The organism is Pseudomonas sp. S9 (assembly GCF_000222125.1).
In the GTDB taxonomy this organism is placed as follows: domain Bacteria; phylum Pseudomonadota; class Gammaproteobacteria; order Pseudomonadales; family Pseudomonadaceae; genus Aquipseudomonas; species Aquipseudomonas segetis.
In genome coordinates this window covers 346,568-372,138 of sequence record NZ_AFFX01000003.1, presented here as the reverse complement: position 1 = coordinate 372,138, position 25,571 = coordinate 346,568, and the positions used below count along the sequence as shown (strand labels likewise).

Below are 25,571 nucleotides of genomic sequence, written 5' to 3'. Positions count from 1 at the left end.
TTCGTCATGGACGCTGATTAAGGTACTGCCATTCTTGGCACGGAGCCTTACCTGATGAAGCGTTTAGAAGACAACCAATTAACCGATCTAGAACAAATGAGTGGTATCACCCGCCGCCGCTTTATAAGCGCAGGCGCCTTGTGCGTTGCAGCCATGTTCCTGGGCGGCAACCTCCTCAGCCGTAGCGCACTGGCCGTCGGCAGTGCCAACAGCACGCTCCTTGGCTTTGACAGCATTGCAAGTGCGACCACAGACACCATTACCCTGCCTGCAGGATACAAATCCTCGGTGCTGATCAGTTGGGGCCAACCCTTGGCAGCCAACGGCCCGGCCTTCGACCCAACCAGCAAAGACTCGGCTGCCGCTCACGAAGGGCAATTTGGCGACAACAACGACGGCATGAGCTTCTTCCCCTTCGCCGACGATGAAAATCGCGCGCTGATGGCGATCAAAAATGAATACACCAACTACCAGTATCTACTCGACCACGCAGGCCTGCCGCAATCAGCCGAGGAAGTTCACAAGGCCCTGGCCAGTGAAGGTGTCTCGGTAATCGAAGTGCAAAGGCTCGATGGTAAATGGCAGTTTGTGCAGGGTTCAAAATACAACCGCCGGATTCATGGCAACACGCCAATCAGCGTCAGTGGGCCAGCCGCAGGCCATGACTGGCTGAAAACCGCAGATGACCGAACAGGCAAGCATGTTCTCGGCACCTTCCAGAACTGCTCCAACGGTAAAACCCCTTGGGGCACCTACCTGACCTGCGAAGAAAATTTCGACGATTGCTTTGGCAGCACAGATCCGGCGCAGCAGTTTGACGCGGCCCAGGTGCGTTACGGTGCGTCCATCACTGGTGACGGCAACGACTGGCACCTGCACAACCCGCGTTTCGACATGGCCAAGAATCCAAACGAATTCAACCGCCACGGCTGGATAGTCGAAATCGACCCATTCGACCCGCAATCAACCCCGATCAAACGCACAGCACTGGGTCGCTTCAAGCACGAGAACGCCGCTTTTACCGAAACCAAGGACGGTCGTGCCGTGGTGTACATGGGTGACGATGAACGCGGCGAGTTTATCTACAAGTTCATCAGCAAAGACAAAATCAAGCGCGGCCAGGGCCCGGATGCGATCAAGCACAACCGGCACATCCTGGATCAGGGCACGCTCTATGTTGCCCGTTTCGATGCCGGCGACAAGAACCCGAACCTGCCCAAGGGTCACGGTCGCTGGGTCGAGCTGAGCTTTGGTAAAAACGGCCTGGATGCCAGCAACGGCTTCAACAGCCAGGCCGAGGTGCTGATCCACGCGCGCCTGGCCGCCAGCATTGTGGCGGCAACCCGGATGGACCGTCCTGAGTGGCTGGTGGTCAGCCCTAAAGATGGCAAGGTCTATTGCACCCTGACCAACAACGTCAAGCGAGGGCAGGCCGACCAACCGGTCAATGGTCCAAACCCGCGTGCGAACAAAATTTACGGGCAAATCCTGCGCGGGCGCGAAGCCAATGACGATCACGCCTCGACCGCCTTCACCTGGGATCTGTTTGTAGTCGCTGGCAATCCCGTGGTGCACGCAGGCCAACCTGCTGCGGGCTCGACAAACATCACCCCGCAAAATATGTTCAACAGCCCGGATGGCCTGAGCTTCGATGACGCAGGGCGCCTGTGGATCCAGACTGACGGCGACAGCAGCAACGCCGGCGATTTTGCAGGCATGGGCAATAACCAGATGCTCTGCGCCGACCCGGACACCGGAGAAATTCGGCGTTTCATGGTCGGCCCAGTGGGTTGCGAGGTGACCGGCATCGCCTTCGCGCCTGATCAGCGCACGATGTTCGTGGGCATCCAACACCCGGGCGAAAAAGGCGGCTCCAGCTTTCCGGAACACCTGCCCAACGGCAAGCCGCGCTCTTCGGTGATGGTCATCACCCGCGAAGATGGCGGCATCATCGGCGCCTAGAACCTAGGCAATTGGCAAAGGTGTGCTGGCGATAAACAACGGGTTATCCGCCAGCACACGAACAAAACGCCAAGCTGCATTGGTCCTTCTGGTCACTTGGCCCAGGCAACACGGATTCAACAGCCCAAAGCGCTAAACCTGCGTTACCATGCTCGGTCGAACGTGGCGACCTGCCGCGCGCAGGAGATTTCATGTCCCATCCCTTTGCAGCACTGACTCCAGATTTGGTTCTCGACGCCGTCGAAAGCATCGGCTTTCTCAGCGATGCGCGGGTATTGGCCCTCAACAGCTACGAAAACCGGGTATATCAAGTCGGCATCGAGGATGAAACGCCGATCATCGCCAAGTTCTACCGCCCAGATCGCTGGACTGACGCCGCAATCCGTGAAGAACACAGCTTCACCTTTGAGTTGGCCGATTGCGATGTTCCAGTGGTTGCACCCATGCAACGTGACGGCGAGACCCTATTCGAGCACGCAGGTTTTCGCTTCACCTTGTTCCCACGTCGCGGCGGCCGGGCGCCAGAACCGGGTAATCTTGACCAGCTATATCGGCTCGGCCAGTTACTGGGGCGCATGCATGCGGTTGGCGCGACCAAGCCCTTCACTCACCGTGAGAGTCTAAAGGTCGAGAACTACGGCCATGCCTCACTGAAAACCCTGCTCGATGGCAACTTTATCCCCAAGAGCCTGCTACCTGCATACGAATCGGTTGCCCGTGACTTGCTCAAGCGGCTCGACAGCCTGTTCAACAATCACCCCGTCACCGCCATTCGCCTGCACGGCGACTGCCACCCCGGCAATCTGCTGTGCCGTGATGAAAGCTTCCACATGGTTGACCTGGATGATTGCCGCATGGGGCCCGCCGTGCAGGATCTCTGGATGATGCTGGCCGGTGAGCGCCACGAGCGCCTTGGCCAACTTTCCGAACTCATGGATGGCTACCAGGAATTTCATGATTTCAATCCCCGCGAGCTGCCCTTGATCGAGGGGCTGCGCTCCTTGCGCCTGATGCATTACAGCGCATGGCTGGCACGGCGCTGGGACGATCCGGCCTTCCCGCACAGTTTCCCCTGGTTCGGCTCCGAACGTTATTGGGGCGAGCAAATTCTGATGCTGCGCGAACAGTTGTCGGCCCTGGATGAAGAGCCGCTCAAACTGTTTTAGGCGCCTGACCCACTCAACACACCGTGGGGTTTACTCCTGCCCGCCGATGTAACAAAAGCCTTACGCTTATCCATCGGCGGGCAGACAATAAAAAATTTGGCAAACAGACAAAAAGCGTTGCACAGGACTAGAATTAGGCACCCATAGTTAGCACCCTAAGCAAGGATCTCCATGTCCACCGCAAATCCACAGCGCGGCTATATTCTGGGCCTTAGCGCCTACATCATCTGGGGCTTGTTCCCGCTGTATTTCAAAGCCATTGCCGAAGTACCTGCGCTGGAAATCGTCGTCCATCGTGCCGTCTGGTCGGCAATCTTTGGCGCGCTGCTGTTACTGGTCTGGAAGCATCCAGGCTGGTTGCGCGAACTGCGCGAAAACCCCAAGCAATTTGCCGTGTTGGGTTTTAGCGGTGTATTGATCGCCAGCAACTGGCTGGTTTACGTCTGGGCGGTTAATCATGGACGCATGCTTGAGGCCAGCCTGGGTTACTACATCAACCCTCTGATTAACGTCTTGCTGGGCTTGCTGATACTGGGTGAACGACTGCGCCGCCTGCAATGGATTGCCGTGGGCTTGGCCGCGCTGGGAGTGCTCCAGCAATTATGGCAAGTCGGCAGCATTCCCTGGGTGTCGCTGGTTCTGGCCCTGACATTCGGCTTTTACGGCTTGATCCGCAAACAAGCGCCAGTCAAGGCCTTGCCGGGGCTGGTGATCGAAACCTGGATTTTATTGCCGCTGGCGATTGCCTGGATTGTCCTCAACCCAAATGCGGTGAGCAGTCATGCTGGGTTCTGGACCACCTCCGAGGCGTTCTGGCTGATCGTTGCCGGACCTATCACCCTCGTACCCCTGGTGTGCTTCAACGCCGCGGCACGGCACCTGCCATACACCACCCTGGGCTTTCTGCAGTACCTGGCGCCTACCTTGGTGTTGCTGCAAGCGATCTTCTTGTTCGACGAGCACTTCGACTCAAGCAAGCTGCTGGCCTTTATCTGCATCTGGGCTGGCTTGGTGATTTACAGCGTCGATGCATGGCTGAGCATTCGTCGAGGCAAAATCCACAATTAGCTATCGTTCGGGTGGCAGCCTGCTATCTGCCACCCGAACAGCGGTGGACCAATCAGCCACAAAGCAGCTGTTCAAAAAATGATCAACCCGCGCAACACCTAGTCAACCCTGGGCTGCAGCTGATCATCCCAACCTTATCCACAGATCCATCCCCGCCCTTTGTGCACAAGCCATTGAAACTGTTGCTTTTTTAACCAGATCATGGAGAACAGCGGGCCACTAGCTGGCCCTTCAAGTACCCTCAAGTTATCCACAGCCCTACGCACACAGGCCGTGGATATGTTGCAAGCCCAAATTCTGAAAAAGGTCGCGAGCGAAGGGAGTACAAGGCGAACAGATGCGAAAAAGCGACTGGGGTCGCGCTCGACTTTAGTTGTCCTAACTGAGCATTTGATTCGCGTTGCTCACCCCTTCGGGGCCGCAGCAGGGGCTGCGCCAGTAATACCTAGCGCAGTATTTTTTCAGAGACTCCTTAGCTGTCTGTGCGGATATTCAGCTCCACCATCAAATCATCCGCCAGGGTCTCCAACTGGGTCTTGAGCTCATCCAGCGACAGCCCCAGCGGTACAGCAAGCATGGACTCGGCATGAAATAACGGCTCGCTGCTCATAGGTGCAGGCATCACCTCGGTCTGCAGGCTTTCGACGTTGACCCCCAGTTCGGTCAGCAAGCGGGTAATGTCGCGGACAATGCCTGGGCGATCATTGCCAACCAGGTCGAGCATGATCGGTTTCCAGGTACAGGACGGCTCGGCACCACTTTCAGCCAGGAGCACACGAATGCCATGGGCGTTGAGTTCTTGTAACGCAGTGACCAGTTCGGCGTGCGACTCGGCAGGTACGGCCACGCGCAGTATCCCGGCGAACTGCCCAGCCATGCGCGACATGCGGCTCTCAAGCCAGTTGCCACCATGGTTGGCCACACATTGGGCAACGCGCTCGACCAATCCGGGTTGATCCTGAGCGATAACGGTTAATACCAGATGATCCATGGCAGGCCTCACTTTGTTGTGACATCTATAAAAGGCGATCAAAGCGGCGTATTCAGGCAGGCCGCTGCTTCGCCTACTGACCGGGTAATGCCAGCCAATAGGTATAAAAGGCTTGATCCCGAACATACCCGAGTCGCTCATAAAGCGCTTGTCCGGGGTGGTTATTCTTCGCTGTCTCCAGCTGCAGGCCGCAAGCGCCAGCAGCCTGCGCATGATCACGCGCAGTGTTCATCAGTGCCTCGGCAATGCCCTGGCGGCGCCCCTGCGGCTTCACATACAAACCACGGAGCAACCACATCGGCGCCAATGCCAGTGAAGCGTACAGCGGATATAACTGCACAAAACCCTGTGCGCTCCCGGCATCGTCACGGGCGATGAAGATTGTCGAGCTGCCCTGCTCTATCCGTGCAGCCAAAAATGCCTGCACCGCACTGAGCGGCTTATCGACCTGATAAAAAGTTAGGTAATCGACGAATAAGTGGCTGAGCGGGTCAAGATCATCTGACGTGGCCTGAATAATATGCATGCTTAAGTCTTCCTGGAGCCTGCCAGCAGTATAGGTCGACTGCCATTGAGGCGCGGAAGAAATAGCCAATAAGATAGATACAACAAATCGTGTACCGTTTTATCTGTTTTATGAAACAATATCAGCTGTTTCTGCATGCACAACGTTCCAGCCGTGACTGCTAAGCGCATTTTGGTCGCATAACGACGCGACCCACTGATTTTCCATGGATCTTGATGTAGTATGCCGCGGCCTGGACTACAAGACTGAGTCCTGAGCCCGTAGGAGCTTCTGAAAAAGGTAGCCAGCGCAGTAGTTTTTCAGAGATGCCTAAGCGGCTAATAAGTAAAGCTGAGCAGAGTGAGGCAAGTGATGACTGAACGCGTTCAAGTCGGTGGCCTGCAGGTCACCAAAGTGCTGTTCGACTTCGTTAACAACGAAGCCATTGGTGGAACCGGTATTTCCAGCGAAAAATTCTGGACGGGGCCAGAAGCCGTAATTAACGAGCTCGCACCGAAAAACCGTGCCTTGCTGGCCAAGCGCGACGATATCCAGGCACAGGTTGACAGCTGGCACCAGGCTCGCGCCGGCCAGGCTCATGATGCCGTTGCTTACAAAGCATTCCTTCAAGAAATTGGCTACCTGCTCCCTGAGCCAGCTGACTTCCAGGCCACTACCACCAATGTCGATGAAGAGATCGCCCATCTGGCTGGCCCGCAGCTCGTGGTACCGGTGATGAACGCACGCTTCGCCCTGAACGCATCCAACGCCCGCTGGGGTTCGTTGTACGACGCGCTCTACGGCACAGACGTGATCAGCGAAGAAGGCGGTGCCGAAAAAGGCAAAGGCTACAACAAGGTTCGCGGCGACAAGGTAATCGCCTTCGCGCGTGCCTTCCTCGATGAAGCAGCCCCTCTGGCCGCCGCATCGCACACCGATGCCACGGGCTACAAAATTGTCGACGGCAAGCTGCTCGTCAACCTCAAGGGCGGCAGCAATACCGGCCTGCAGGATGATGCCCAACTGGTGGGTTTCCAGGGCGACGCCAATGCACCTATCGCCGTATTGCTAAAACACAACGGCCTGCACTTTGAAATCCAGATCGACGCCAATACCCCAGTCGGCAGCACTGATGCCGCTGGCGTCAAAGACATCCTGATGGAAGCGGCACTGACCACCATCATGGACTGCGAAGATTCCGTCGCTGCGGTTGATGCCGACGACAAGGTGGTGATCTACCGCAACTGGCTCGGCCTGATGAAGGGCGACCTGGCGGAAGAAGTCGCCAAGGGTGGCACCACCTTCACCCGCACCATGAACCCGGATCGCGTCTACACCAAGCCCGATGGCACCGAGTTGAGCCTGCACGGCCGTTCACTGCTGTTCGTGCGTAACGTCGGTCACCTGATGACCATGGACGCAATCATCGACAAAGAAGGTTTTGAAGTGCCGGAAGGCATCATGGATGGCCTGCTGACCAGCCTGATCGCCATGCACAACCTCAACGGCAACACCAGCCGCAAGAACACCCGTACCGGCTCGGTCTATATCGTAAAACCCAAGATGCACGGCCCCGAAGAAGTCGCCTTCACCAGCGAGCTGTTCAGCCGTGTAGAAGATGCCCTCGGCTTGACGCGCAACACCTTGAAGGGTGGCATCATGGACGAGGGACGTCGCACCACGGTCAACCTCAAGGCCTGTATCAAAGCCGCCAGCGAACGCGTGGTGTTTATCAACACTGGCTTCCTCGACCGCACCGGCGACGAAATCCACACCTCGAGGGGGGCGGGTCCTTTTGTGCGCAAGGCCGCCATGAAGGCCGAGAAGTGGATTGGCGCCTACGAAAACAACAACGTTGACGTTGGCCTGGCGACCGGCCTGCAAGGTCGTGCGCAAATCGGCAAGGGCATGTGGGCCATGCCTGACCTGATGGCCGCAATGCTTGAGCAGAAAATTGGCCACCCGATGTCGGGCGCAAACACCGCCTGGGTTCCATCGCCTACCGCTGCAACACTGCACGCCTTGCACTATCACAAGGTTGACGTGTTCGCCCGCCAGGAAGAGCTCAAGAACCGCACCGCGGCCTCGGTCGATGACATCCTGACCATTCCCCTGGCCAGCAACACCAACTGGTCGGCTGAAGAAATCCAGAATGAACTCGACAACAACTCCCAAGGCATCCTGGGCTATGTCGTGCGCTGGATCGACTCGGGCGTAGGCTGCTCGAAAGTGCCAGACATCAGCGACGTTGGCCTGATGGAAGACCGCGCCACCTTGCGTATTTCCAGCCAACTGCTGGCCAACTGGCTGCGTCACGGCATCGCCACCGAAGAGCAGATTGTCACAAGCCTCAAGCGCATGGCGCCGGTGGTTGACCGCCAGAACGCCAACGATCCGGCGTATCGCCCATTGGCCCCAGACTTCGACAGCAACATTGCCTTCCAAGCGGCATTGGAGTTGGTGGTCGAAGGTGCCAAACAGCCAAACGGCTACACCGAACCAGTCCTGCACCGTCGTCGTCGCGAATTCAAGGCCAAGAATGGCCTCTGAGCTTAGTGACGCATAAAACCGCCCAACCCAGGCTAACTTAGCCTGATTGATGCAGAAAATGCCCGTATCGAGAGATGCGGGCATTTTTTATGTATCCAGGAAAGGCGTGCCGCTGACGGAAACCGAGACAAGTGGTTTCGTCGAGATCAGGTCCCAAGCCCTGCCTCGCTACAGGCGCAAGACCGCACACACGGCCAAACCTCCTCCACCCCAGGCCTGACAGCCGATCCAACAGCCTTACGGCTTTCCAGACATCATTCCGCCCACCTCTATTAGACACAAGCCCTGCGGGCTTGCTTGCGCTTACTGGCGCACTCGCCATCGGCGAAAGTCGCCTGCTTCAGTACAAGCCAATCGATGGAGGTCAGGGGCCCGGTCAAGCGTCCGGACGTATTCCTCAGCCGCCTTAAACGCCTCTGGTTATGCGAATGGCCGCCGTCATACCGCAACTTATAACAGCACACTCTAATTAGCGACAGGCTAATAAAAAAAAAACGATTCTATTTCAACATCCGCAGAAAACACCGAACGCAACCCGACACTTTTAAATCAATCACATGCAAATCTGAACAATTCTGTCAGATTCAACACAACACATCTTTTATCTGATAATGCGACGAACTTAAATACGACCTCGCAATTAAAAACAAACTCAAACATGAGAATCATTTCATAATTACTGCAAGCAAACTTCTTTCAATGCTTCGGTCAACGCCTTGCTAGCCCCCGGAAAAAAATAAATCCACGGCAACATTGCGCCCCCAAAAGCGTGGGTGATCAGACAAGTCAACGGCGCCGGTAGCTTCTGGACAGCAAGCTGCGACTAGACGGTTAGTGAAGCCGTCACCATGACACCCTGCGAGGCGCTGGCTTCGCAGGGTGTTTTAGTTTGCGCAGACGCTTGGTGCGGGAGGCGTCCGATCGGCCTTCTTTACCAGGCGGTCAGCAGCAAATCTGAAAAATTCTTTCCCATTCCCCTTCAACCGGGGCCGCGCTGAAATAATCGACCTATAGCGAAATGTTTGTGACTCACAAGCACTTCCCTCTTGAGCTGAGGATTCAATACCGGCCTAACCCCGGCTATTCAATGCTCAGCAACAACAGAACCGTACAAACCAACTCAGACTGGTTAAACCTGGCATCAGTATTCGGCCGCGACCATAAGTGGGCAATTGCAGCCAATGCCATCGTACGGGCTCCCTGAGCAACGCCTGCCAATGGTTTTTAACTCACAGGCCGCTCGCCCATTTAAAAGATGGCTAACGTGATAGTAAATCCTAATTCACCCTTGCTGCGTTTGCGCAGAAAGGCTCATGCCCTTGTGCTCACCGCTCACCCTCTCTGCCTCTGCATGGCGTTGGCGTGTTCGAGCACAGTAGCAGCACAAACTTCAGGCTATGACCAACTTGTGATTGGTGCGCGTGATGGCGACTTTACGCCCGCACTCAACTTCCTGCGTGATGCCAATAAGACCCAGCGCTCACAGCTATATGCCAGCGACCACATACTCATCGCTGGCTGGGCCGGGCTGGACAAGGAAGTTGTCAGCCAGTATGAAGACAGCCGCACCTTTCTAAAGCCCAACGCAGATGTATTAGCCACTGTTGCCCGGGCGTATCGCAATTTGCAGCAATGGCCGCAGGCACTGGCCACTTACACTCAGGTGCTGCGGCTAAGACCGTCTGACAAAGGCGCTCTTGTTGGTCGGGTCATGACCCTGGCCGACTCAGGCAAGCAAGCTGAAGCAGCACGCCAGGCACAATCCCTGGTGGCCAAACAACCCAAAAATGTAGAACGTCGCTTGGCCCTCGCTTATGCCTACACGCGCAACCAGCAGCCATATAGCGCACTGCAGGAAATGGCCGAAGCTCGCAGATTGGCGCCTGAAAACAACAGCGTAAAACGCGAATACCTCTTGGCTCTGCAGCGTGCGGGCCTGAACTCCAAAGCGCTCAAGCTTGCCGAGCAAACGCCAGGCCTGATCAATGACCATGAGTTACGCACCTTGCAAAGATCAAGAGTGGCGGACTACGTGCGCATGTCTGACCTGCCAACAGCCAAAGAAAACGAGCGTTTCAAGCTGGCTGACAAAGCCCTGTCCGAAGCTGACAAACTGCTGGCTGCCTGGGCGCCCATTGCCCAGGCGAAAGAGGATGCAAAAGCGCTGCGGATTGACCGTATTGGCGCACTTTACAGCCGCAGCTATATGCAACAGGTGCTGGATGAATATGCGTACTTCAACGCCCAGGGCGTGCAGCTGCCGAACTATGCATTGCGCTGGGTTGCAGGTGCTCAACTCTATTTGCGCCAACCCGAGAAGGCTGCATCTTTATACCGGCAGATAGTGGACGCAGGCGATAGAAAAGCCCCCGCCCACCTGTCTGACTTGCAAGCGCTGTATTACGCCCTTGAAGAAAGCCAGCAAGATGCTGAAGCCGCCCAGCTTATCCCCATAATTGCCGAGCAGCCGAAGCGGCTCTATCAAAAAGGCTTGCCCGGCGGGAAGAATAATCCCGACTGGTTGTCCGGCAAGGTCATGGAGGTCAATGCGACTCAATCGAGTAACGACTTGGCTGGCGCTGAAGCAAAAGCCCAAGACCTGGCCAACAGCGCACCAGGCAATACTGAACTACGAACCCTTCGTGCTGGCATCTACTCCGTGCGTGGCTGGCCACGTCGCTCCGAAGCAGAGCTGAAGGAAGCGGAGAATATCTCGCCGCGCTCTCTCGATGTCGAGCTTAGTCAAGGCTATACAGCCCAAGCGCTTCAAGAGTGGCGACAGTTTGAGTTGTATGCAGACGATGTGATTTCGCGCAACCCGCAGGGGCTCGCCGCGCAACGTCTTGATCGCGTCCGCCAACTACACAATATGGCGGAGTTGAGGGTTTCCAGTAATGGTGGTGTCAGCCCCGACAACACAGCCACAGGCACTGGTGACTTTGGAATCGATACCGTCCTGTACAGCTCACCGATTGACTACAACTGGCGGGTATTTGGCGGCCTTGGTTACAGCCAGGGTGAGTTCCAGGAGGGCAAGGGTCGCAACCGTTACCAGCGTGCAGGTGTCGAGTGGCGCAGCCGCAATCACAGTGTTGAAGCTGAGATTAACAATCAGAATTACGGCCATGGCAACAAACAGGGCTTGCGGCTCAGCGCCAGCCATGACCTCAACGACTACTGGCAATATGGCTGGTCGATGGACTGGCTGTCTCGCGAAACACCCCTGCGCGCGCTAAACAGCGACGTTACCTCCGACAGTTTCTCGGGTTACCTGATGTGGCGCCAGAACGAGAGCCGCATGTGGCGCGTATCGCTTTCGCCTCAGCGCTTTGATGATGGCAACAACCGCATAAGCGGCTCTATTTCAGGTCAGGAGCGAGTTTATACATCGCCCAAACTGATTGCCGACGCCCTGCTTGATATCAGTGCAAGCCATAACAGCCAACCCGGCGAAGGCCCGTACTTCAGCCCTGACAATGACTTTAGCTTCATGCCTGGCGTACGCCTTTCGCACTCGCTGTATGAACGCTACGAGCGGACCTGGAGCCAACAGGCTCAGTTCGGCCTGGGCAGCTACAACCAGCGCGATTATGGCACCGACCCCATTGGCTTTATCAGCTACGGCCAACGCGTAAGTCTGGATGACCAGCTCAACTTCGGTGCAACCGTCTCTGCACTTAGTCGCCCCTACGACGGTGAACGCGAGACTGAATACCGGCTTGTGTTCGACCTTTCGTACCGTTTTTGATGAGTACCGCCATGCGCTTTCTTTATAAAGTCATCTTTTGGGCATTGAGCCTCACACTCCTCACGGCCTGCGCCTCTGAAGGGCCGCCCTTTGTGCCACCACTTGCCCGCGCCTTGCCCGCTAGCGAAGCCCCCTGGCTAGAAGGTCAGGTCTTGGCTATTTGCTATCACGATATTGAAGACCAGGAAGCAGACCAGAACTATGTGTCGGTGCGCACGGCCAACCTGATCGCCCAGCTTAACTGGTTGCATGACAGCGGTTACCAAGCCGTTTCAGTCGACCAGGTCCTGGCAGCGCGAGCAGGTAAAAAACCGCTGCCTGAAAAAGCGATCTTGCTGACCTTCGATGACGGTTACAGCAGTTTCTATGACCGCGTACTGCCCCTGCTCGAAGCTTACAACTGGCCAGCCGTTTTTGCCCCTGTGGGCGCCTGGGTCAGCACGCCCCAGAGCAGCCCTGTCGACTTCGCCGGCATGCCCACCGAACGCAAGAAGTTCGCGACCTGGGATCAAATCAAGCGCATGGCCAACAATCCCCTGATCGAGATTGCGGCACACACCGACAACATGCACACCGGGGCCCTGGCAAACCCGCAGGGCAACTTGGAGCCATCGGCAGCCAACCGTCACTACGACCCTGTGCAAAAGCGCTATGAGACTGATGCCGAAGCCAAGGCACGCTGGAGCAATGATATTGCCCGGATCAGCACAAAAATACAGCAAGCGACCGGCCGTAAACCACGGGTTTGGGTATGGCCATATGGTCAGCAAAACGGCGAGGTTCTGAGCATTGCGGCCGAGAACGGCTACAGCATCGCACTCACCCTGGATGATGGCATGAGCCGCATTTCTAGCATCAAGGAAGGGCCTCGTCACTTGGTCAGTGGTGACCCTGAAATCGACCAGTTTGCCTCTGCCATCGTGAACATTCGTGAAACCAGTTCGATGCGCGTTGCCCATGTAGACCTCGACTACGTCTACGACCCTGATCCGCAACAGATGGACAGGAACATTGGCAGCTTGGTCCAACGCATCTATGACCTGGGAATCAACACGGTCTTCCTGCAAGCATATGCCGACCCCAAAGGTGATGGCACCGTCAGCGAAACCTACTTTCCCAATAGCGTCCTGCCAATGCGCGCCGACCTGTTCAACCGTGCCTCATGGCAGTTGCAGACCCGCGCTCATGTGCAGGTCTACGCATGGATGCCGGTGTTGAGCTTCGACCTGGACAAAAAACTGCCTCGCGTACAACGCTGGGACCCTGAAACCGGCAACCTATCGGTTGACCCCAAGCAATACCAGCGGCTTTCGCCCTTCAATACCGAAGTGCGCAAGCAAATCACCAAGCTCTACCAGGACCTTGCCCGCTACAGCAATTTCAATGGTGTGCTCTTCCATGATGATGCGCTGCTATCCGACTTCGAGGACGCCGGCCCGGACGCCTTGGCCACATACCGCAAAGCAGGTTTGCCGGGTGACATATCCCAACTGCGAGGCAACAGCGCAACCCTGCAGAAATGGACGGTGTTCAAGACTGCGTACCTGACTGACTTCACCCTTGAACTGGCAGATAAAGTAAAAGCCATTCGCGGCCCGCAGGTACAGACTGCCCGCAACATCTACGCCGAACCCATCATGAACCCTGAGAGTGAAACCTGGTTCGCGCAAAACCTCGACAACTTCCTCGCCAGCTATGACTGGACGGCGCCAATGGCGATGCCGCTGATGGAAGGGGTCAAGCTGGAGGACTCCAACGCCTGGCTGGAAAAAATGGTGGCCATTATTGGCAAGCGTCCAGGCGCGCTGAAACGCACAGTTTTCGAGTTGCAGGCCCGGGACTGGAGCAAGCCCAACGCACCGGCAATCGATGCCGGGCAACTTGCCCAATGGATGCAGCGCCTGCAATGGCAAGGCGTCGTCAACTACGGCTATTACCCAGACAATTTCGTCCGCAACGAGCCGGCGCTGGAAGGGATTCGCCCGGTATTCTCCAACGCCTGGACGCCGCAACCATGATAGACCGACTGATAGCACTAATAGTCCTGGCCATCGTTATTGGCCTCCCACTTGGCTTGGCTGAAGGCATCAGCAGTGCAGGGATGCTGAATTTTATCTTTATCTACCCACTGCTGATGTCGTTGCTTTGGATTGTCGGTGGGCTGTACTTCTGGCTTCACTGGGAGCGCCATTGGAAATGGTCGCATGATGGCGACAACCCAGCCCCCGTCCTGGATGGCGAACCGTTAATTTCAATCATCATCCCCTGCTATGACGAGGGCGATAATGCCCATGAGACCATTCGTGCTGCCCTGAGCCAACGCTACCCGAATATCGAAGTCATAGCGGTAAACGATGGCTCAAAGGACAACACCGGCGAGGTCCTCGATCAAATTGCTGCGCGCGAACCACGCTTGCGTGTGCTCCACCTGGCGCAGAACCAGGGCAAGGCCGTGGCCCTGCGCATGGGCGCGCTTGCCGCTAACAGCGAATACCTGGTCTGCATTGATGGTGATGCACTGCTGAGCCGTGACACTGCAGCATTTCTGGTCAAGCCATTGATCGAAAACCCTCGTGTCGGCGCCGTCACCGGCAACCCGAGGATTCGTACGCGCTCAACCCTGGTGGGGCGTATTCAGGTGGGTGAATTCTCTTCGATTATCGGCTTGATCAAGCGCGCGCAAACGGTCTACGGCCGTGTATTTACAATTTCGGGGGTGGTCGCGAGTTTTCGCCGCAGTGCGTTGGACCGCATTGACTACTGGAGCCCGGACATGATCACCGAAGACATCGACGTCAGTTGGAAACTACAACTCGACAGTTGGACGATCTTCTATGAGCCGCGTGCCTTGTGCTGGATCCTGATGCCTGAAACCCTGGCCGGGCTCTGGAAACAACGCAAGCGCTGGGCGCAAGGCGGCGCCGAAGTCCTGTTGAAAAACATACGCACCATCTGGTCCTGGCGCTATCGCTACATGTGGCCATTGCTACTGGAGTTCGCCATGTCGGCGACCTGGGCATTTGCGCTGGCACTGTCACTGGTGCTGTGGCTTATCGGCCAGTTTTTCGAGGTAGCGCCTAACTACCGTGTCAACGATATGTTGCCGCCCGGATTTACCGGCGTACTGCTCGCGTCAGTCTGCCTCGCACAATTCGGACTCAGCCTGATGATTGAGCGCAAGTATGAAAAAGGCCTGGGCCAAGCCCTGTTCTGGACAATCTGGTACCCCCTGGCCTTCTGGCTACTGACGTTTTTCACGACGTTGGTGAGCTTCCCGAAAGTAATGATTAGCGCTCGAGGAAAACGAGCACGCTGGACCAGCCCTGATCGTGGCATCAAACGGAGTGAACCATGAGCATCATCAGAACTGAACAAAACTGGCTGCCGAAAAGCATCGACACCCTGCTGACCCTGGCTGCATGGGCAGGCTTTATCTACCTCACGACCAACGGCGCGGTGCCCTTTATCAAACAGGTGATTGCCAACCCCGAGCAATACCAGAATTTGTTTGTCCAATCGTTCATGCCGCTGATCGAGCAAATCTCGTTCTACCTGCTCGAAGGCGCATTGCTTGGCGCAATACTGATCACATGGGCCAAGTACAATCAACTGCGCGCACCGCGTCGCTCACGCCGCGAGTACAGCCCTAGCCTGTGCGACCGGGGCCTGTCGAAAAGCTTCTCGGTCTCCAGCGACGATATCGATACCTTGCGCAGCATCCAGGTGCTTATCTTGCACAACACTGAGCATGGCGACCTGGCTTGGATCGAAACCCCTGGATTACAGCAACCCAAGGTCCTCAGCATCAACAGGCCCAAGTCACGCACAGCGGTATAAACCCCAGCCCTGCAGCCATCGACAGCCTGGCTCTACCAGCACCGAAACCGGGCGCAATACCTGCAACGACTAGACTTACGTCGAATGGGCGCATTGCAGCAAGCAAAGCACCATGGTCAAAACAGGAACGCTGGCATGGCTGAGAACGAGTTCGAACGTGCAGGTAAAACCGCGGTGTCGAAGAACATCCACGGCACCGTTGAATTCCTGCAAAAGTTCCCACCTTTCAACCAAATGGACTTGACCCACCTGGTCTATCTGGTTGAGCACTGCCAACTGCGTTTCTACAGCCAGGGCGAGAGCATACTCAAGCCCAGCGACGGCCCGGTCGATTACTTTTATATCGTCAAGCAAGGGCTTATCCGTGGCGCCCGCCCCCATGCGGCAAAAGCGAACGGTGAAACCACCTTTGAGATCACCACAGGTGAGTGCTTTCCTCTTTCCGCGCTGATCGGCGAACGCGCTACGCGAACCGAACATATCGCCGCCCAGGACAGTTTTTGCCTGTTATTGCGCAAGGCGATATTCATCAAGCTGTTTGAGCTTTCCGCTCCCTTGCGCGATTTCGCCTTGCGTGGCGTCAGTAGCCTGCTCGACCAGGTCAATCAACAGGTACAGCTACGCGCAACCGAAAGCCTTGGCTCGCAGTACTCGCTGGACAGCAAGCTGAGTGAGCGGCTGATGCGCAAACCGGTCAGCTGCGCGCCGGATACGACTGTGCGCGAAGCCGTCAAAATAATGCATGAGCAACATGTCGGCAGCATCGTGATTGTCAGCCAACGCCTGCAACCGCTGGGCATATTTACCCTGCGTGACTTGCGCCGGGTCATTGCCGATGGCAGTTCACTCGAGTTGCCCATCGAACAATTAATGACCGCCAAGCCCTTTCGCCTGCCCGCCAGCGCCAGCACCTTCGATGCCGCCATTGCCATGACCGAGCGCAATATCGCCCACGTCTGCGTAGTCGAACATGGCCAGCTCAGTGGCGTGGTTTCTGAGCGCGACCTGTTCTCGTTGCAGCGGGTTGACCTGGTCTACCTGGCGCGCAGCATCCGCAATGCAAGCAAGCTGGAAACCCTGATCAACTTGCGCAGCAACATCCAACAGTTGGTTGACCGAATGCTGGCACATGGCGCCAGCTCCACACAGATCACCCAACTGATCACCCAACTCAACGATCACACGGTATGCCGGGTGATTGAACTGACCATCGAGGAACTCGGTGATCCTGGCTTCGCATTTACCTGGCTATGTTTTGGCAGCGAGGGTCGACGCGAACAAACGCTGCTGACCGACCAGGACAACGGCATCATGTTTGCGGCTGAAAACACCGCCTACGCAGCCGCCCAGCGCGAGCGACTGCTACCCTTGGCCCATGCAATCAACCTGCACCTTGCCCAATGCGGCTTCACCTTGTGCAAAGGCAACATCATGGCGGGCAACCCCGAATTGTGTTTGTCGCAACAGGAGTGGTCGCAACGCTTCGACGACTTTATTTCCAATGCCACCCCCGAGAACCTGCTTGGCTCCTGCATCTACTTTGATCTGCGGGTGGTCTGGGGCGAACCGCAAGGCTGCGCGCAGTTACGCACCGAGTTGCTGGATAAGTTTGCCAAGAACACCCTGAGCCAGCGCATGCTTGCCGAGAACGCCCTGCGCCAACGCCCACCGGTCGGGCGATTTAGAGACTTCGTAGTGGCGCGCAAAGGCGTGGAAAAAGACACCCTCGACCTCAAGGTTCAGGGCCTGACACCCTTTGTGGACGGTGCTCGCCTGCTGGCGCTGGCCAACGGAATCGAAAGCAGTAACACCCTTGAGCGCTTGCAGGGCCTGATCGACAAAGGCGTGATTGATGCCCAGGATGGCGCCGCTTATGAGGAGGCCTATCACTTCATTCAGCAAACCCGCATGCAACATCATCAACAACAAGCCAAACAAGGGCTGGAATACTCCAACCGGATTGATCCAGACAGGCTCAACCATCTTGACCGGCGTATCCTACGTGAATCATTTCGTCAGGCCAAACGCCTGCAGTCCAGCCTGGCGCTACGTTATCAACTATGAATGCACTGAACTGGCTTACCGGCCGCCCAACACAGTTAAGCGACGAACAACAACATCGACTGGAGCAGTTGGCGGCACCCGCAGCGCTCGACACAGCCGTACTCGACCAGCAGCGCATGGTGGTCGTGGATGTGGAGACCAGTGGCCTGAATGTCAAGCGCGACCAATTGCTGGCGATTGGTGCGGTGGTCATCGAAAACGGCGCCATCGACCTTGCCCAGCAGTTCGAATGCACCCTGTCGTGCGAAAACCATAAAGTCAGCGCCAGCGTACTGATCCACGGCCTGGCGCCCAGCATGATCGCCGCCGGAACCGAACCGGCCGAGGCGTTATTGGACTTCATGACATTTGTCGGTAGCAGCCCACTGTTGGCGTTTCATGCCGCCTTCGACCAACGCATGCTCAGCCGGGCACTCAAGCAAAGCCTGGGTTATCGCCTGCAACACGATTTTTTCGACGTTGCCCAACTCGCTCCGATGTTATGTCCAGATGCCGCGCTGGAACACGCTGGACTGGATAGCTGGACCCAGCATTTTGGCTTGCAGGTGCAGCAGCGTCACAACGCCAGCGCCGATGCACTGGCCACAGCCGAGCTGAGCCTGATCCTGCTCTGCAAGGCGCGCCAGCAAAAGCTCGACAGCCTGCAAGCGCTGCAACAACGGCTTAACCTGTGGCTTCGCCGACCGGGTAGGCACTCGCTTTGACTTGATTTGGAGCGGCGGCAACAGCGTCCAGGTCACGCAGTAACAAGGCGTAATCGAGTTCAAGATCATCCGGCACGGCCAGGTAAACGACATGGCCGTCTCCGGGCGCAACGAGCAGGTCTTGTCCACAATTCCCATAGAGTTCGGTCAGGGTGAACCGCAGGTTACCCTTGGGCGTCATCAACTCAAGTCCGTCGCCAACTGCAAAGCGATTTTTCACCTGAACCTCCGCCCTGCCTGAAATACGCTTGCCGGTGAACTCACCCACAAATTGCTGTTGCTCCGAAACAGACGAGCCGCGCTCATAATTCTGGTACTGGTCATGCACATGCCGGCGTAAAAAACCTTCGGTGTAGCCACGGTTGGCCAGCGACTCCAGGGTATCCATCAGCTCCATGGAAAACGGCTTGCCCGCCACGGCATCATCAATCGCCCGGCGATAGGCTTGGGCAGTGCGGGCGCAATAGAAGTGCGACTTGGTCCGTCCTTCAATTTTCAGCGAGTGCACGCCCAGATTTACCAGTTGAGCGACGTGCTGGATCGCGCGCAGATCCTTCGAGTTCATGATGTAGGTGCCGTGCTCGTCCTCAAACGCTGGCATGGCCTCGCCCGGCCGAGTGCTTTGCTCCAGTACAAAAACCTTGTCGGTTGGCGCGCCCTGTCCAAGGGTTGGCTCTACCTGTTCAGCGCCTGTGCAATCGGTGCAGCCCTGCTTTGTGGACGCGACAATATTGCCCAGTTCGTTCTCACGCCCCTCCTGCGCCTTGTATTCCCAGCGGCAGGCATTGGTGCAGGCGCCTTGGTTGGGATCGCGCTTGTTCATGTAGCCAGAGAGCAGGCAACGCCCTGAATACGCCATGCACAATGCGCCATGGACAAAAACCTCAAGCTCCATATCCGGGACCTGTTGCCGAATTTCGGCGATTTCCTCCAGCGACAACTCGCGTGACAGGATCACCCGGCTCAAGCCCATTTGCTGCCAGAACCTGACGCTGGCCCAGTTAACCGCATTGGCCTGGACCGACAGGTGTACAGGCATCTGTGGAAAGGCCTCCCGCACCAGCATAATCAGCCCCGGATCTGACATGATCAAGGCATCCGGGCCCATCTCGACCACAGGCTTCAAGTCCTTGATAAAGGTCTTCAGCTTGGCGTTATGGGCAGCAATATTGACCACCACATAAAACTGCTTGCCCAGCGCATGCGCCTCGTTGATGCCCAGCGCCAGGTGCTCGTGGTCGAACTCGTTATTGCGCACACGCAAGCTATAACGCGGCTGCCCTGCATACACGGCATCGGCGCCATAAGCGAAGGCATAACGCATGTTTTTCAGGCTGCCGGCAGGTGAGAGCAACTCGGTTTTGCGGGGTAAGGTCATGGAATGGCACACAACAAAAGGCGAAAGCTTGAGGTTAAGGCATGCCCATGCAGGACTTATTGATCTGCATCTATGGACAGGGTGATGCCAGACTCATTCGTCAGCCAGCATTTGCAGGCGGCGCACGACCATTGATCCAGCATTTGCCTGAAGTAGATTGCGGTCGACACTGCATTCCTGCGAATATATGCGAATAGTTCTCGATGTATTTTCTATTTAGATAACAGAGCCATTCGCGTGACCTCGGCAAACTCCATTAACCATCAGCAGGTGGGCATGCTTTATCGTGACCACCGGGATTGGTTATTCGGCTGGTTACGCAAAAGCCTCAACTGCAGCCAACGCGCTGAAGACATCAGCCAAGACACTTTTGTGCGCCTGCTCGGGCGCTCAGACCTGCTCGCACCTAACGAGCCGCGTGCGTTGCTGACCACCATCGCCAAAGGCCTGCTGATCGATCTGCACCGGCGCAACCGCCTCGAACAGGCGTACCTGGCTGAACTGGCCCAGTTGCCAGAACCCTTGCAGCCAGATCCGGAACAACAACAGATAGCGCTCCAGGCCCTGCTTCGGATCGACCAGTTGCTTGGCGAGCTGTCAGCCAACGCCCGTGCGGCGTTTCTGTATAGCCAGATCGACGGCCTCAAACATATGGAAATCGCCGAGAAACTGGGCGTCTCGGTTTCGCGGGTACGCCAATACCTGGCCCAGGCCCTGCGCCAATGCTACATCGCTCGCTACGGCGCGCCGCAATGAATGACATCAGCCGCGCCATACTCGATAGAGCAATCCACTGGCGCCTCAAGCTCAGTTCGGAAGATCACGACCCGGCTCAACACCGGGCGTTTCAAGCATGGCTAAACGCCGCGCCTGAACATGCCCAGGCCTGGGAACGCCTGGAACTGATAAAACAGGATATCAGCCGTGATGCCTCACCACTGGTGCGGGCGGCACTGATCAAAGACAAGCCTTCGGCCAAAACCGGCACGCTCAAGAAGTCGCTGCTCAGTGTGGCGCTGCTCGCGGTGTTGAGTGCTGGCTGGGCCAATCATCAGCGCCCATTGCGCGACTGGCTTGCGGACCAGGTAACGGCAAGCGGTGAACAGCTGCAAGTTCAGCTGGACGACAACAGCATGCTGCGCCTCAACAGTCGCACCTCGGTCGATATCGAGTTCAATGCCAGGGAGCGCCGCCTGGTACTGCACGGCGGTGAGATCCTGGTGGAAACCGCCCATGGCGATACCCGCCCCTTTATTGTCGAGACCGAGCAAGGTCGCCTGCAAGCGCTCGGTACGCGTTTTCTGGTGCGTGAGTCGAACCAAACCACGCGCTTGGTCGTGCTCAAGTCGGCGGTCGCTGCAGAGCCGGCAAAAGGACCGGATCGGCGCGTCATCAGTGCCGGCCAGCAAGTACTGATCACCGAGCAGGGCCTGAGCCAGCCCAGTCCTGCGCCCATGGCTGCAGATGCCTGGGTTCACGGCATGCTGGTGGTTGAGAAACAGCGCCTGGCCGATCTGGTGGCAACCCTCACCCAATATCGCAGCGGCTATTTGAGCGTAGACCCACAGGTTGCCGACCTGCGCATCAGCGGCAGCTTCCCGTTGAACAACAGCGACCTTGCACTTGCGACCCTGCTGCCGAGCTTGCCGGTTCGCCTCGAACAACACAGTAAATGGTGGGTACGCGTAGTGCCTGCCGAGCCAATGCCAGCAACGGCTGAATAAGGCCCTGGAAAAATATTTCACTCAGGCCCTGACACTTTTCGATTCTGCTTCGGCAATTAAGGTAATGAGACATATTACCCTTTGAGAGCAGTTCACAATGCCATTATTCAACGCACGTTTTCGCCCAAGCCTGCTGCTGGCTGCGATCACCTTGAGCAGCGCCGCAACAGTTGCCAAGGCTGAGACCTACCAACTGCCCGCAGCACCGCTGGCCAGCACACTCAACAACATTGCTGCCCAAGCCGGAATCGCCCTGAGCATCGACCCCAAGCTGACGGCAAACAAAATGTCGCAACCGGTACAGGGTGAATACGACGCAACCCAGGCACTTGAAACGGCCTTGCAAGGCAGTGGTTTGCAGCTTGAGCGCAACAGCGCCGGCAGTTACAGCCTCAAAGCAGTTTCAGGCGATCTATCCGCCGCGGCACTGCCCGACGCAACGGTCATTGGCACCCAGTTGACCACGGGCAGCGAAGCCGATGGCTACCGCAGTGAGTCCGTGCAAAACGTTGGTGCGCTCGGTGGCATACCTTTGCGTGACGCGCCTTACTCGATCAACGTGATCAGCAGCGACCTGTTGGAAAATATCCAGGCCACTTCGATGGATGACGTCTACAAGCTCAACCCATCGACGCAGTTCACCTCGCCAAACTCGGCAGGTTACGCCAGTTCTGTAAGCATGCGTGGCTTCAGTAGCTCGGGTAACTTGAGCCTGGCCAGCGACGGCCTGCGTTTCAGCAACGGCTATGACAGCGGCAACTTTGTCGAGGAAATGGAACAGCTGGAAATCCTCACCGGCCTCAGCGGTTTCCTCTATGGCCCAGCCAGCCCTGGCGGTTTGGTCAACTACGTACTCAAGCGCCCGACTTACCAGCGCTACAACAGCGTCACCCTCGGCAACGCTGGCGGCGAAAACTATTACCTGCACGGCGATTTCGGTGGCACCATCGATGAAGCCGGAGTGTTTGCATATCGCCTGAATGTCTTGGCCCAAGACGGCGAGACGGCGATAGATATGCAAAAAGACCGCCGTGAGATGGTTTCCCTGGCACTTGACTGGAATGTCAGCGACGACCTGCTTATCCAGTTTGACGCCTCGCACAAGAAAAGCGAAACCCGCGGCCTGACCAGCTACTGGTACTTTGGCGACCAAGCCCTGCGTCCCGATGCCGACAAACTGGACAATGACAAACTCTACAGCCAGCGCTGGGCGTTCTCCGACAGCGAGCACGGCCGCATTGGCAGCCGATTTAACTGGCGGCTCAACGACACCTTCACCGTGCGTGGCGCCCTGGGTTACACCCAGTATGAGAACGAATACACCTACACCGGCCCAACGGTCTACAGTGCCAATGTCTACAGCCAGCCGCTGTATGCCTTTGCCCCGGTTGAAACCGAAGAAACCTCGGGCTACCTGTACCTCGACTCGGTATTTAACACCGGCAGCATTGGCCACAAGGTAACCATGGGTTATCAGGGCAATGTGTCCCGTGAGCGCAACTACGAAGACTACATTCCATACCCTGGCCCACAGTACGTCTCGGTGACTCCAGACCTGCCATTCAACCAGCAACCACAGGTCGACAAGCCCAGCTACAGCGTCGGCCATGGCGACCAACGCCTGTCCAGCCGTACCCAGGCTGACAACTGGCTGATTGGTGACATCATCACCTTCAACGAGCAGTGGTCGACCATTCTTGGCTTGACCCACAGCACCATCGAGACCTACAGCAACGACTTCGTTTTTGCTGGCCCTTTTGGCTATGACGAAAAAGCCACCACCTACAAAGAAAGCGAAAACACGCCCAATATCTCGCTGATCTACAAGCCCCTGCCTTGGCTGACTACCTATGCCAGCTACATCGAAGGCCTGGAGGCAGGTGGAATTGCGCCCAACACGGCACTCAACGCTGGCCAGGCATTGGCCCCACAAGTCAGTGAGCAATACGAGCTGGGAGTCAAGGCGACCGTAGGCGAAACCCTGCTGACCATGGCCTTGTTCAATATCGAGAAACCCAACAGCTACACCAATAGCCAGGGTATTTACAGTGACGACGGCCAGCAGGAAAACCGTGGGGTTGAATTCGGTATAACCGGCAAGGTTATTCCGCAGTGGACAGTGGTCGGTGGCTTGACCCTGCTTGATCCAAAGGTCAAAGACTCAAGCAATGCCGCCAGCGAAGGCCAGAAACCGACCAACGTCGCCAGCCAGTTCGCCAAGCTCTACAACGAATACGAGCTCAGTGCCCTGCCGGGCGTAGCCTTGACTGGAGGCGCCTACTACACAGGCAAGATCTACACCGATGAAGCCAACAATCACAGCTTGCCCTCGGTGACGACCTTCGATGCAGGTATGCGTTATCGCACGGCAGTGTCCAACGACAGCAACCTGACCCTGCGTGCCAATGTCAGTAACCTGGCAGACAAGGAATACTGGTTGAGCAGCTATTACCTTGGCGCGCCCCGCACCTTGACCTTCTCGGCTCAACTCGAATTCTAAGTCGAGTAGCGGCCAGGCCACTGGCCGCTCATTTTGATGGACCCCGTCATGCGCAGCAACACCATTAAACGCTGGTCACAAATTCACACCTGGACCAGCCTGATCTGCACACTCTTCCTGCTGATGCTGGCCCTTACTGGCCTGCCGTTGATTTTTCACCATGAACTGGAACATTTGCTCGGCGAGGCGCCCGAATTGCGCCAGATGCCCGTGGACACGCCTCGGCTCAGCTTGCAACAGCTTGTGGATAAAGCAGAAAGCAGCCGCCCCGGCGAAGTAATCCAGTACATTGGCTACGAAGAAGATGACACCAATGGTGTGATCGCCATTACCGCAGCCACGGCGGGCACCGAACCCAATTCCTCGCACACCTTTATGCTCGACGCCCGCACCGGCGAAGCTGTCGCGATGCCTGCGGCCAATGGCGGCGTACTGATGTTTATCCTGCGTCTGCATGTGGACATGTTTGCCGGTTTGCCCGGCAAGCTGTTATTGGCGTTCATGGGCCTGTTGTTTGTCGTCGCCTGCGTTTCCGGCGCAGTACTGTACGCACCGTTTATGCGCCGGCTCGATTTCGCCACTGTGCGTCATCAAAAGTCCGCCCGCACTCGCTGGCTCGACTTGCACAACCTGATTGGGATAGTGACCCTGACCTGGGCCATTGTGGTCGGCACCACAGGCGTGATCAGCGCTTGCGCCGACATATTGATCAGTGCCTGGCGCAATGATGCATTGAGCGCATTGGTCGAGCCTTATCGTGACGCGCCGCCGCTGACCGAGCGCGCATCCGCCAATAACTTGATAGATATCGCCCAACAAGCCACACCGGGCATGAAACCGGATTTCATCGCCTTTCCCGGTACTCGCTTCTCCAGCGAGCATCATTACAGCGTGTTTATGAAGGGGGCAACGCACCTCACTGCGCACCTGTGGACACCCGTGTTGATTGATGCACGCACCCTTGAAGTGACCGCAGTCGCTGAGCGGCCGTGGTACATGGACGCATTGTCGATGTCGCAACCGCTGCACTTTGGTGATTACGGCGGACGCCCCATGCAGATTCTATGGGCGGTGCTTGATTTGCTGACCATTATCGTACTGATCAGCGGCTTGTATTTGTGGTGGGTACGGCGCTACGGCGCTGCTGCTCGGTCAAATAGCAAGGAGGCCAATGCATGAGCTGGAAGCAATCAACCTTCGCCCTGCCATTGGTCATTGGCTTGCTCAGCCTGCTCGGCTTGTTCTGCGCCCTGCTCGGGGATGGCATGTGGGACTGGGTTGCCTGGCTCGGATTGGGCATCCCGGCGCTGCTCGGCTGCTGGCCATTGCTGTTCCGTCCGCGCAAACCGACAACCCGATAGGCATTGGCCAGCC

General features: G+C 56.8%; 18 protein-coding genes. 15 read left to right on the top strand and 3 right to left on the bottom strand.

Going from position 1 to position 25,571, the window contains the following annotated elements:
- Window positions 1-54 precede the first annotated feature (54 nt).
- From PSES9_RS0108390 to rarD, 3 genes are all read left to right on the top strand, one after another.
- On the top strand, window positions 55-1,962 hold the full coding sequence (locus PSES9_RS0108390; protein WP_010485946.1) for a PhoX family protein: 1,908 nt from the start codon (window positions 55-57) through the stop codon (window positions 1,960-1,962).
- Between the two features lie 191 nt (window positions 1,963-2,153).
- Window positions 2,154-3,128: a serine/threonine protein kinase gene (locus PSES9_RS0108385; RefSeq protein WP_010485945.1), complete on the top strand. Its 975-nt coding sequence runs from the start codon at window positions 2,154-2,156 to the stop codon at window positions 3,126-3,128.
- A 171-nt stretch (window positions 3,129-3,299) separates the two neighbouring features.
- On the top strand, window positions 3,300-4,196 hold the full coding sequence (rarD, locus tag PSES9_RS0108380) for an EamA family transporter RarD (protein ID WP_010485944.1): 897 nt from the start codon (window positions 3,300-3,302) through the stop codon (window positions 4,194-4,196).
- Window positions 4,197-4,668: 472 nt separating this feature from the next.
- Here the strand turns inward: rarD and PSES9_RS0108375 are convergent, their stop codons facing one another.
- Both PSES9_RS0108375 and PSES9_RS0108370 read right to left on the bottom strand, forming a co-directional pair.
- Window positions 4,669-5,187, bottom strand: a complete 519-nt coding sequence (locus PSES9_RS0108375) for a glycine cleavage system protein R (protein WP_010485943.1) — start codon at window positions 5,185-5,187, stop codon at window positions 4,669-4,671.
- Between the two features lie 73 nt (window positions 5,188-5,260).
- Window positions 5,261-5,713 carry a GNAT family N-acetyltransferase gene (locus tag PSES9_RS0108370; RefSeq protein WP_010485942.1) on the bottom strand — a complete coding sequence of 151 codons (453 nt, stop codon included), beginning with the start codon at window positions 5,711-5,713 and terminating at the stop codon, window positions 5,261-5,263.
- Window positions 5,714-6,064: 351 nt separating this feature from the next.
- Between PSES9_RS0108370 and PSES9_RS0108365 the strand changes: the two genes are divergently transcribed.
- The 7 genes from PSES9_RS0108365 to PSES9_RS0108335 all read left to right on the top strand — a co-directional run bounded on the left by PSES9_RS0108365 (window position 6,065) and on the right by PSES9_RS0108335 (window position 18,595).
- Window positions 6,065-8,242, top strand: coding sequence for a malate synthase G (locus PSES9_RS0108365; RefSeq protein WP_010485941.1), 2,178 nt, complete (start codon window positions 6,065-6,067; stop codon window positions 8,240-8,242).
- Between the two features lie 1,255 nt (window positions 8,243-9,497).
- The gene (gene pgaA / locus PSES9_RS23200) at window positions 9,498-11,990 is read left to right on the top strand and encodes a poly-beta-1,6 N-acetyl-D-glucosamine export porin PgaA (RefSeq protein ID WP_083840254.1); all 2,493 of its coding nucleotides are present in this window, start codon (window positions 9,498-9,500) and stop codon (window positions 11,988-11,990) included.
- 11 nt (window positions 11,991-12,001) lie between these two features.
- Window positions 12,002-14,008: a poly-beta-1,6-N-acetyl-D-glucosamine N-deacetylase PgaB gene (gene pgaB, locus PSES9_RS0108355; protein ID WP_010485939.1), complete on the top strand. Its 2,007-nt coding sequence runs from the start codon at window positions 12,002-12,004 to the stop codon at window positions 14,006-14,008.
- On the top strand, window positions 14,005-15,345 hold the full coding sequence (pgaC, locus tag PSES9_RS0108350) for a poly-beta-1,6-N-acetyl-D-glucosamine synthase (RefSeq protein ID WP_010485938.1): 1,341 nt from the start codon (window positions 14,005-14,007) through the stop codon (window positions 15,343-15,345). The genes pgaB and pgaC overlap by 4 nt, the downstream gene beginning before the upstream one ends.
- Entirely contained in the window at window positions 15,342-15,827 is a 486-nt protein-coding gene (gene pgaD / locus PSES9_RS0108345) for a poly-beta-1,6-N-acetyl-D-glucosamine biosynthesis protein PgaD (protein ID WP_010485937.1), read from the top strand. Before pgaC ends, pgaD begins: the two co-directional genes overlap by 4 nt.
- 135 nt (window positions 15,828-15,962) lie before the next feature.
- The gene (locus PSES9_RS0108340; protein ID WP_029529442.1) at window positions 15,963-17,891 is read left to right on the top strand and encodes a putative nucleotidyltransferase substrate binding domain-containing protein; all 1,929 of its coding nucleotides are present in this window, start codon (window positions 15,963-15,965) and stop codon (window positions 17,889-17,891) included.
- Complete coding sequence (locus PSES9_RS0108335; protein WP_010485932.1) at window positions 17,888-18,595, top strand: 3'-5' exonuclease; 708 nt, start codon at window positions 17,888-17,890, stop codon at window positions 18,593-18,595. Before PSES9_RS0108340 ends, PSES9_RS0108335 begins: the two co-directional genes overlap by 4 nt.
- On the opposite strand, the gene trhP is transcribed toward PSES9_RS0108335, so the two are convergent.
- Window positions 18,555-19,973, bottom strand: a complete 1,419-nt coding sequence (trhP, locus tag PSES9_RS0108330; protein WP_010485930.1) for a prephenate-dependent tRNA uridine(34) hydroxylase TrhP — start codon at window positions 19,971-19,973, stop codon at window positions 18,555-18,557. The genes PSES9_RS0108335 and trhP overlap by 41 nt on opposite strands.
- Before the next feature lie 276 nt (window positions 19,974-20,249).
- Between trhP and PSES9_RS0108325 the strand changes: the two genes are divergently transcribed.
- From PSES9_RS0108325 to PSES9_RS0108305, 5 genes are all read left to right on the top strand, one after another.
- The gene (locus PSES9_RS0108325) at window positions 20,250-20,729 is read left to right on the top strand and encodes a sigma-70 family RNA polymerase sigma factor (RefSeq protein WP_443216051.1); all 480 of its coding nucleotides are present in this window, start codon (window positions 20,250-20,252) and stop codon (window positions 20,727-20,729) included.
- Window positions 20,726-21,697 carry a FecR domain-containing protein gene (locus PSES9_RS0108320; protein ID WP_010485927.1) on the top strand — a complete coding sequence of 324 codons (972 nt, stop codon included), beginning with the start codon at window positions 20,726-20,728 and terminating at the stop codon, window positions 21,695-21,697. Before PSES9_RS0108325 ends, PSES9_RS0108320 begins: the two co-directional genes overlap by 4 nt.
- A 97-nt stretch (window positions 21,698-21,794) precedes the next feature.
- Window positions 21,795-24,197, top strand: a complete 2,403-nt coding sequence (locus PSES9_RS0108315; protein WP_010485925.1) for a TonB-dependent receptor — start codon at window positions 21,795-21,797, stop codon at window positions 24,195-24,197.
- Between the two features lie 48 nt (window positions 24,198-24,245).
- Window positions 24,246-25,376 carry a PepSY-associated TM helix domain-containing protein gene (locus PSES9_RS0108310; RefSeq protein WP_010485923.1) on the top strand — a complete coding sequence of 377 codons (1,131 nt, stop codon included), beginning with the start codon at window positions 24,246-24,248 and terminating at the stop codon, window positions 25,374-25,376.
- A complete protein-coding gene (locus PSES9_RS0108305) occupies window positions 25,373-25,558 on the top strand; it encodes a hypothetical protein (RefSeq protein WP_010485921.1) in 186 nt (61 codons plus the stop codon). The genes PSES9_RS0108310 and PSES9_RS0108305 overlap by 4 nt, the downstream gene beginning before the upstream one ends.
- Window positions 25,559-25,571 lie beyond the last annotated feature (13 nt).

Excerpts from the sequence above, each read along its gene's own strand:
- rarD (WP_010485944.1), top strand. The coding sequence starts at position 3,300 with ATGTCCACCGCAAATCCACAGCGCGGCTATATTCTGGGCCTTAGCGCC.
- pgaA (WP_083840254.1), top strand. The coding sequence starts at position 9,498 with ATGGCTAACGTGATAGTAAATCCTAATTCACCCTTGCTGCGTTTGCGC.
- PSES9_RS0108315 (WP_010485925.1), top strand. The coding sequence starts at position 21,795 with ATGCCATTATTCAACGCACGTTTTCGCCCAAGCCTGCTGCTGGCTGCG.
- pgaC (WP_010485938.1), top strand. The coding sequence starts at position 14,005 with ATGATAGACCGACTGATAGCACTAATAGTCCTGGCCATCGTTATTGGC.
- PSES9_RS0108310 (WP_010485923.1), top strand. The coding sequence starts at position 24,246 with ATGCGCAGCAACACCATTAAACGCTGGTCACAAATTCACACCTGGACC.
- PSES9_RS0108320 (WP_010485927.1), top strand. The coding sequence starts at position 20,726 with ATGAATGACATCAGCCGCGCCATACTCGATAGAGCAATCCACTGGCGC.
- pgaD (WP_010485937.1), top strand. The coding sequence starts at position 15,342 with ATGAGCATCATCAGAACTGAACAAAACTGGCTGCCGAAAAGCATCGAC.
- PSES9_RS0108375 (WP_010485943.1), bottom strand. The coding sequence starts at position 5,187 with ATGGATCATCTGGTATTAACCGTTATCGCTCAGGATCAACCCGGATTG.
- PSES9_RS0108365 (WP_010485941.1), top strand. The coding sequence starts at position 6,065 with ATGACTGAACGCGTTCAAGTCGGTGGCCTGCAGGTCACCAAAGTGCTG.
- PSES9_RS0108340 (WP_029529442.1), top strand. The coding sequence starts at position 15,963 with ATGGCTGAGAACGAGTTCGAACGTGCAGGTAAAACCGCGGTGTCGAAG.
- PSES9_RS0108370 (WP_010485942.1), bottom strand. The coding sequence starts at position 5,713 with ATGCATATTATTCAGGCCACGTCAGATGATCTTGACCCGCTCAGCCAC.
- PSES9_RS0108335 (WP_010485932.1), top strand. The coding sequence starts at position 17,888 with ATGAATGCACTGAACTGGCTTACCGGCCGCCCAACACAGTTAAGCGAC.
- PSES9_RS0108325 (WP_443216051.1), top strand. The coding sequence starts at position 20,250 with ATGCTTTATCGTGACCACCGGGATTGGTTATTCGGCTGGTTACGCAAA.
- PSES9_RS0108305 (WP_010485921.1), top strand. The coding sequence starts at position 25,373 with ATGAGCTGGAAGCAATCAACCTTCGCCCTGCCATTGGTCATTGGCTTG.
- pgaB (WP_010485939.1), top strand. The coding sequence starts at position 12,002 with ATGCGCTTTCTTTATAAAGTCATCTTTTGGGCATTGAGCCTCACACTC.
- PSES9_RS0108390 (WP_010485946.1), top strand. The coding sequence starts at position 55 with ATGAAGCGTTTAGAAGACAACCAATTAACCGATCTAGAACAAATGAGT.
- PSES9_RS0108385 (WP_010485945.1), top strand. The coding sequence starts at position 2,154 with ATGTCCCATCCCTTTGCAGCACTGACTCCAGATTTGGTTCTCGACGCC.
- trhP (WP_010485930.1), bottom strand. The coding sequence starts at position 19,973 with ATGACCTTACCCCGCAAAACCGAGTTGCTCTCACCTGCCGGCAGCCTG.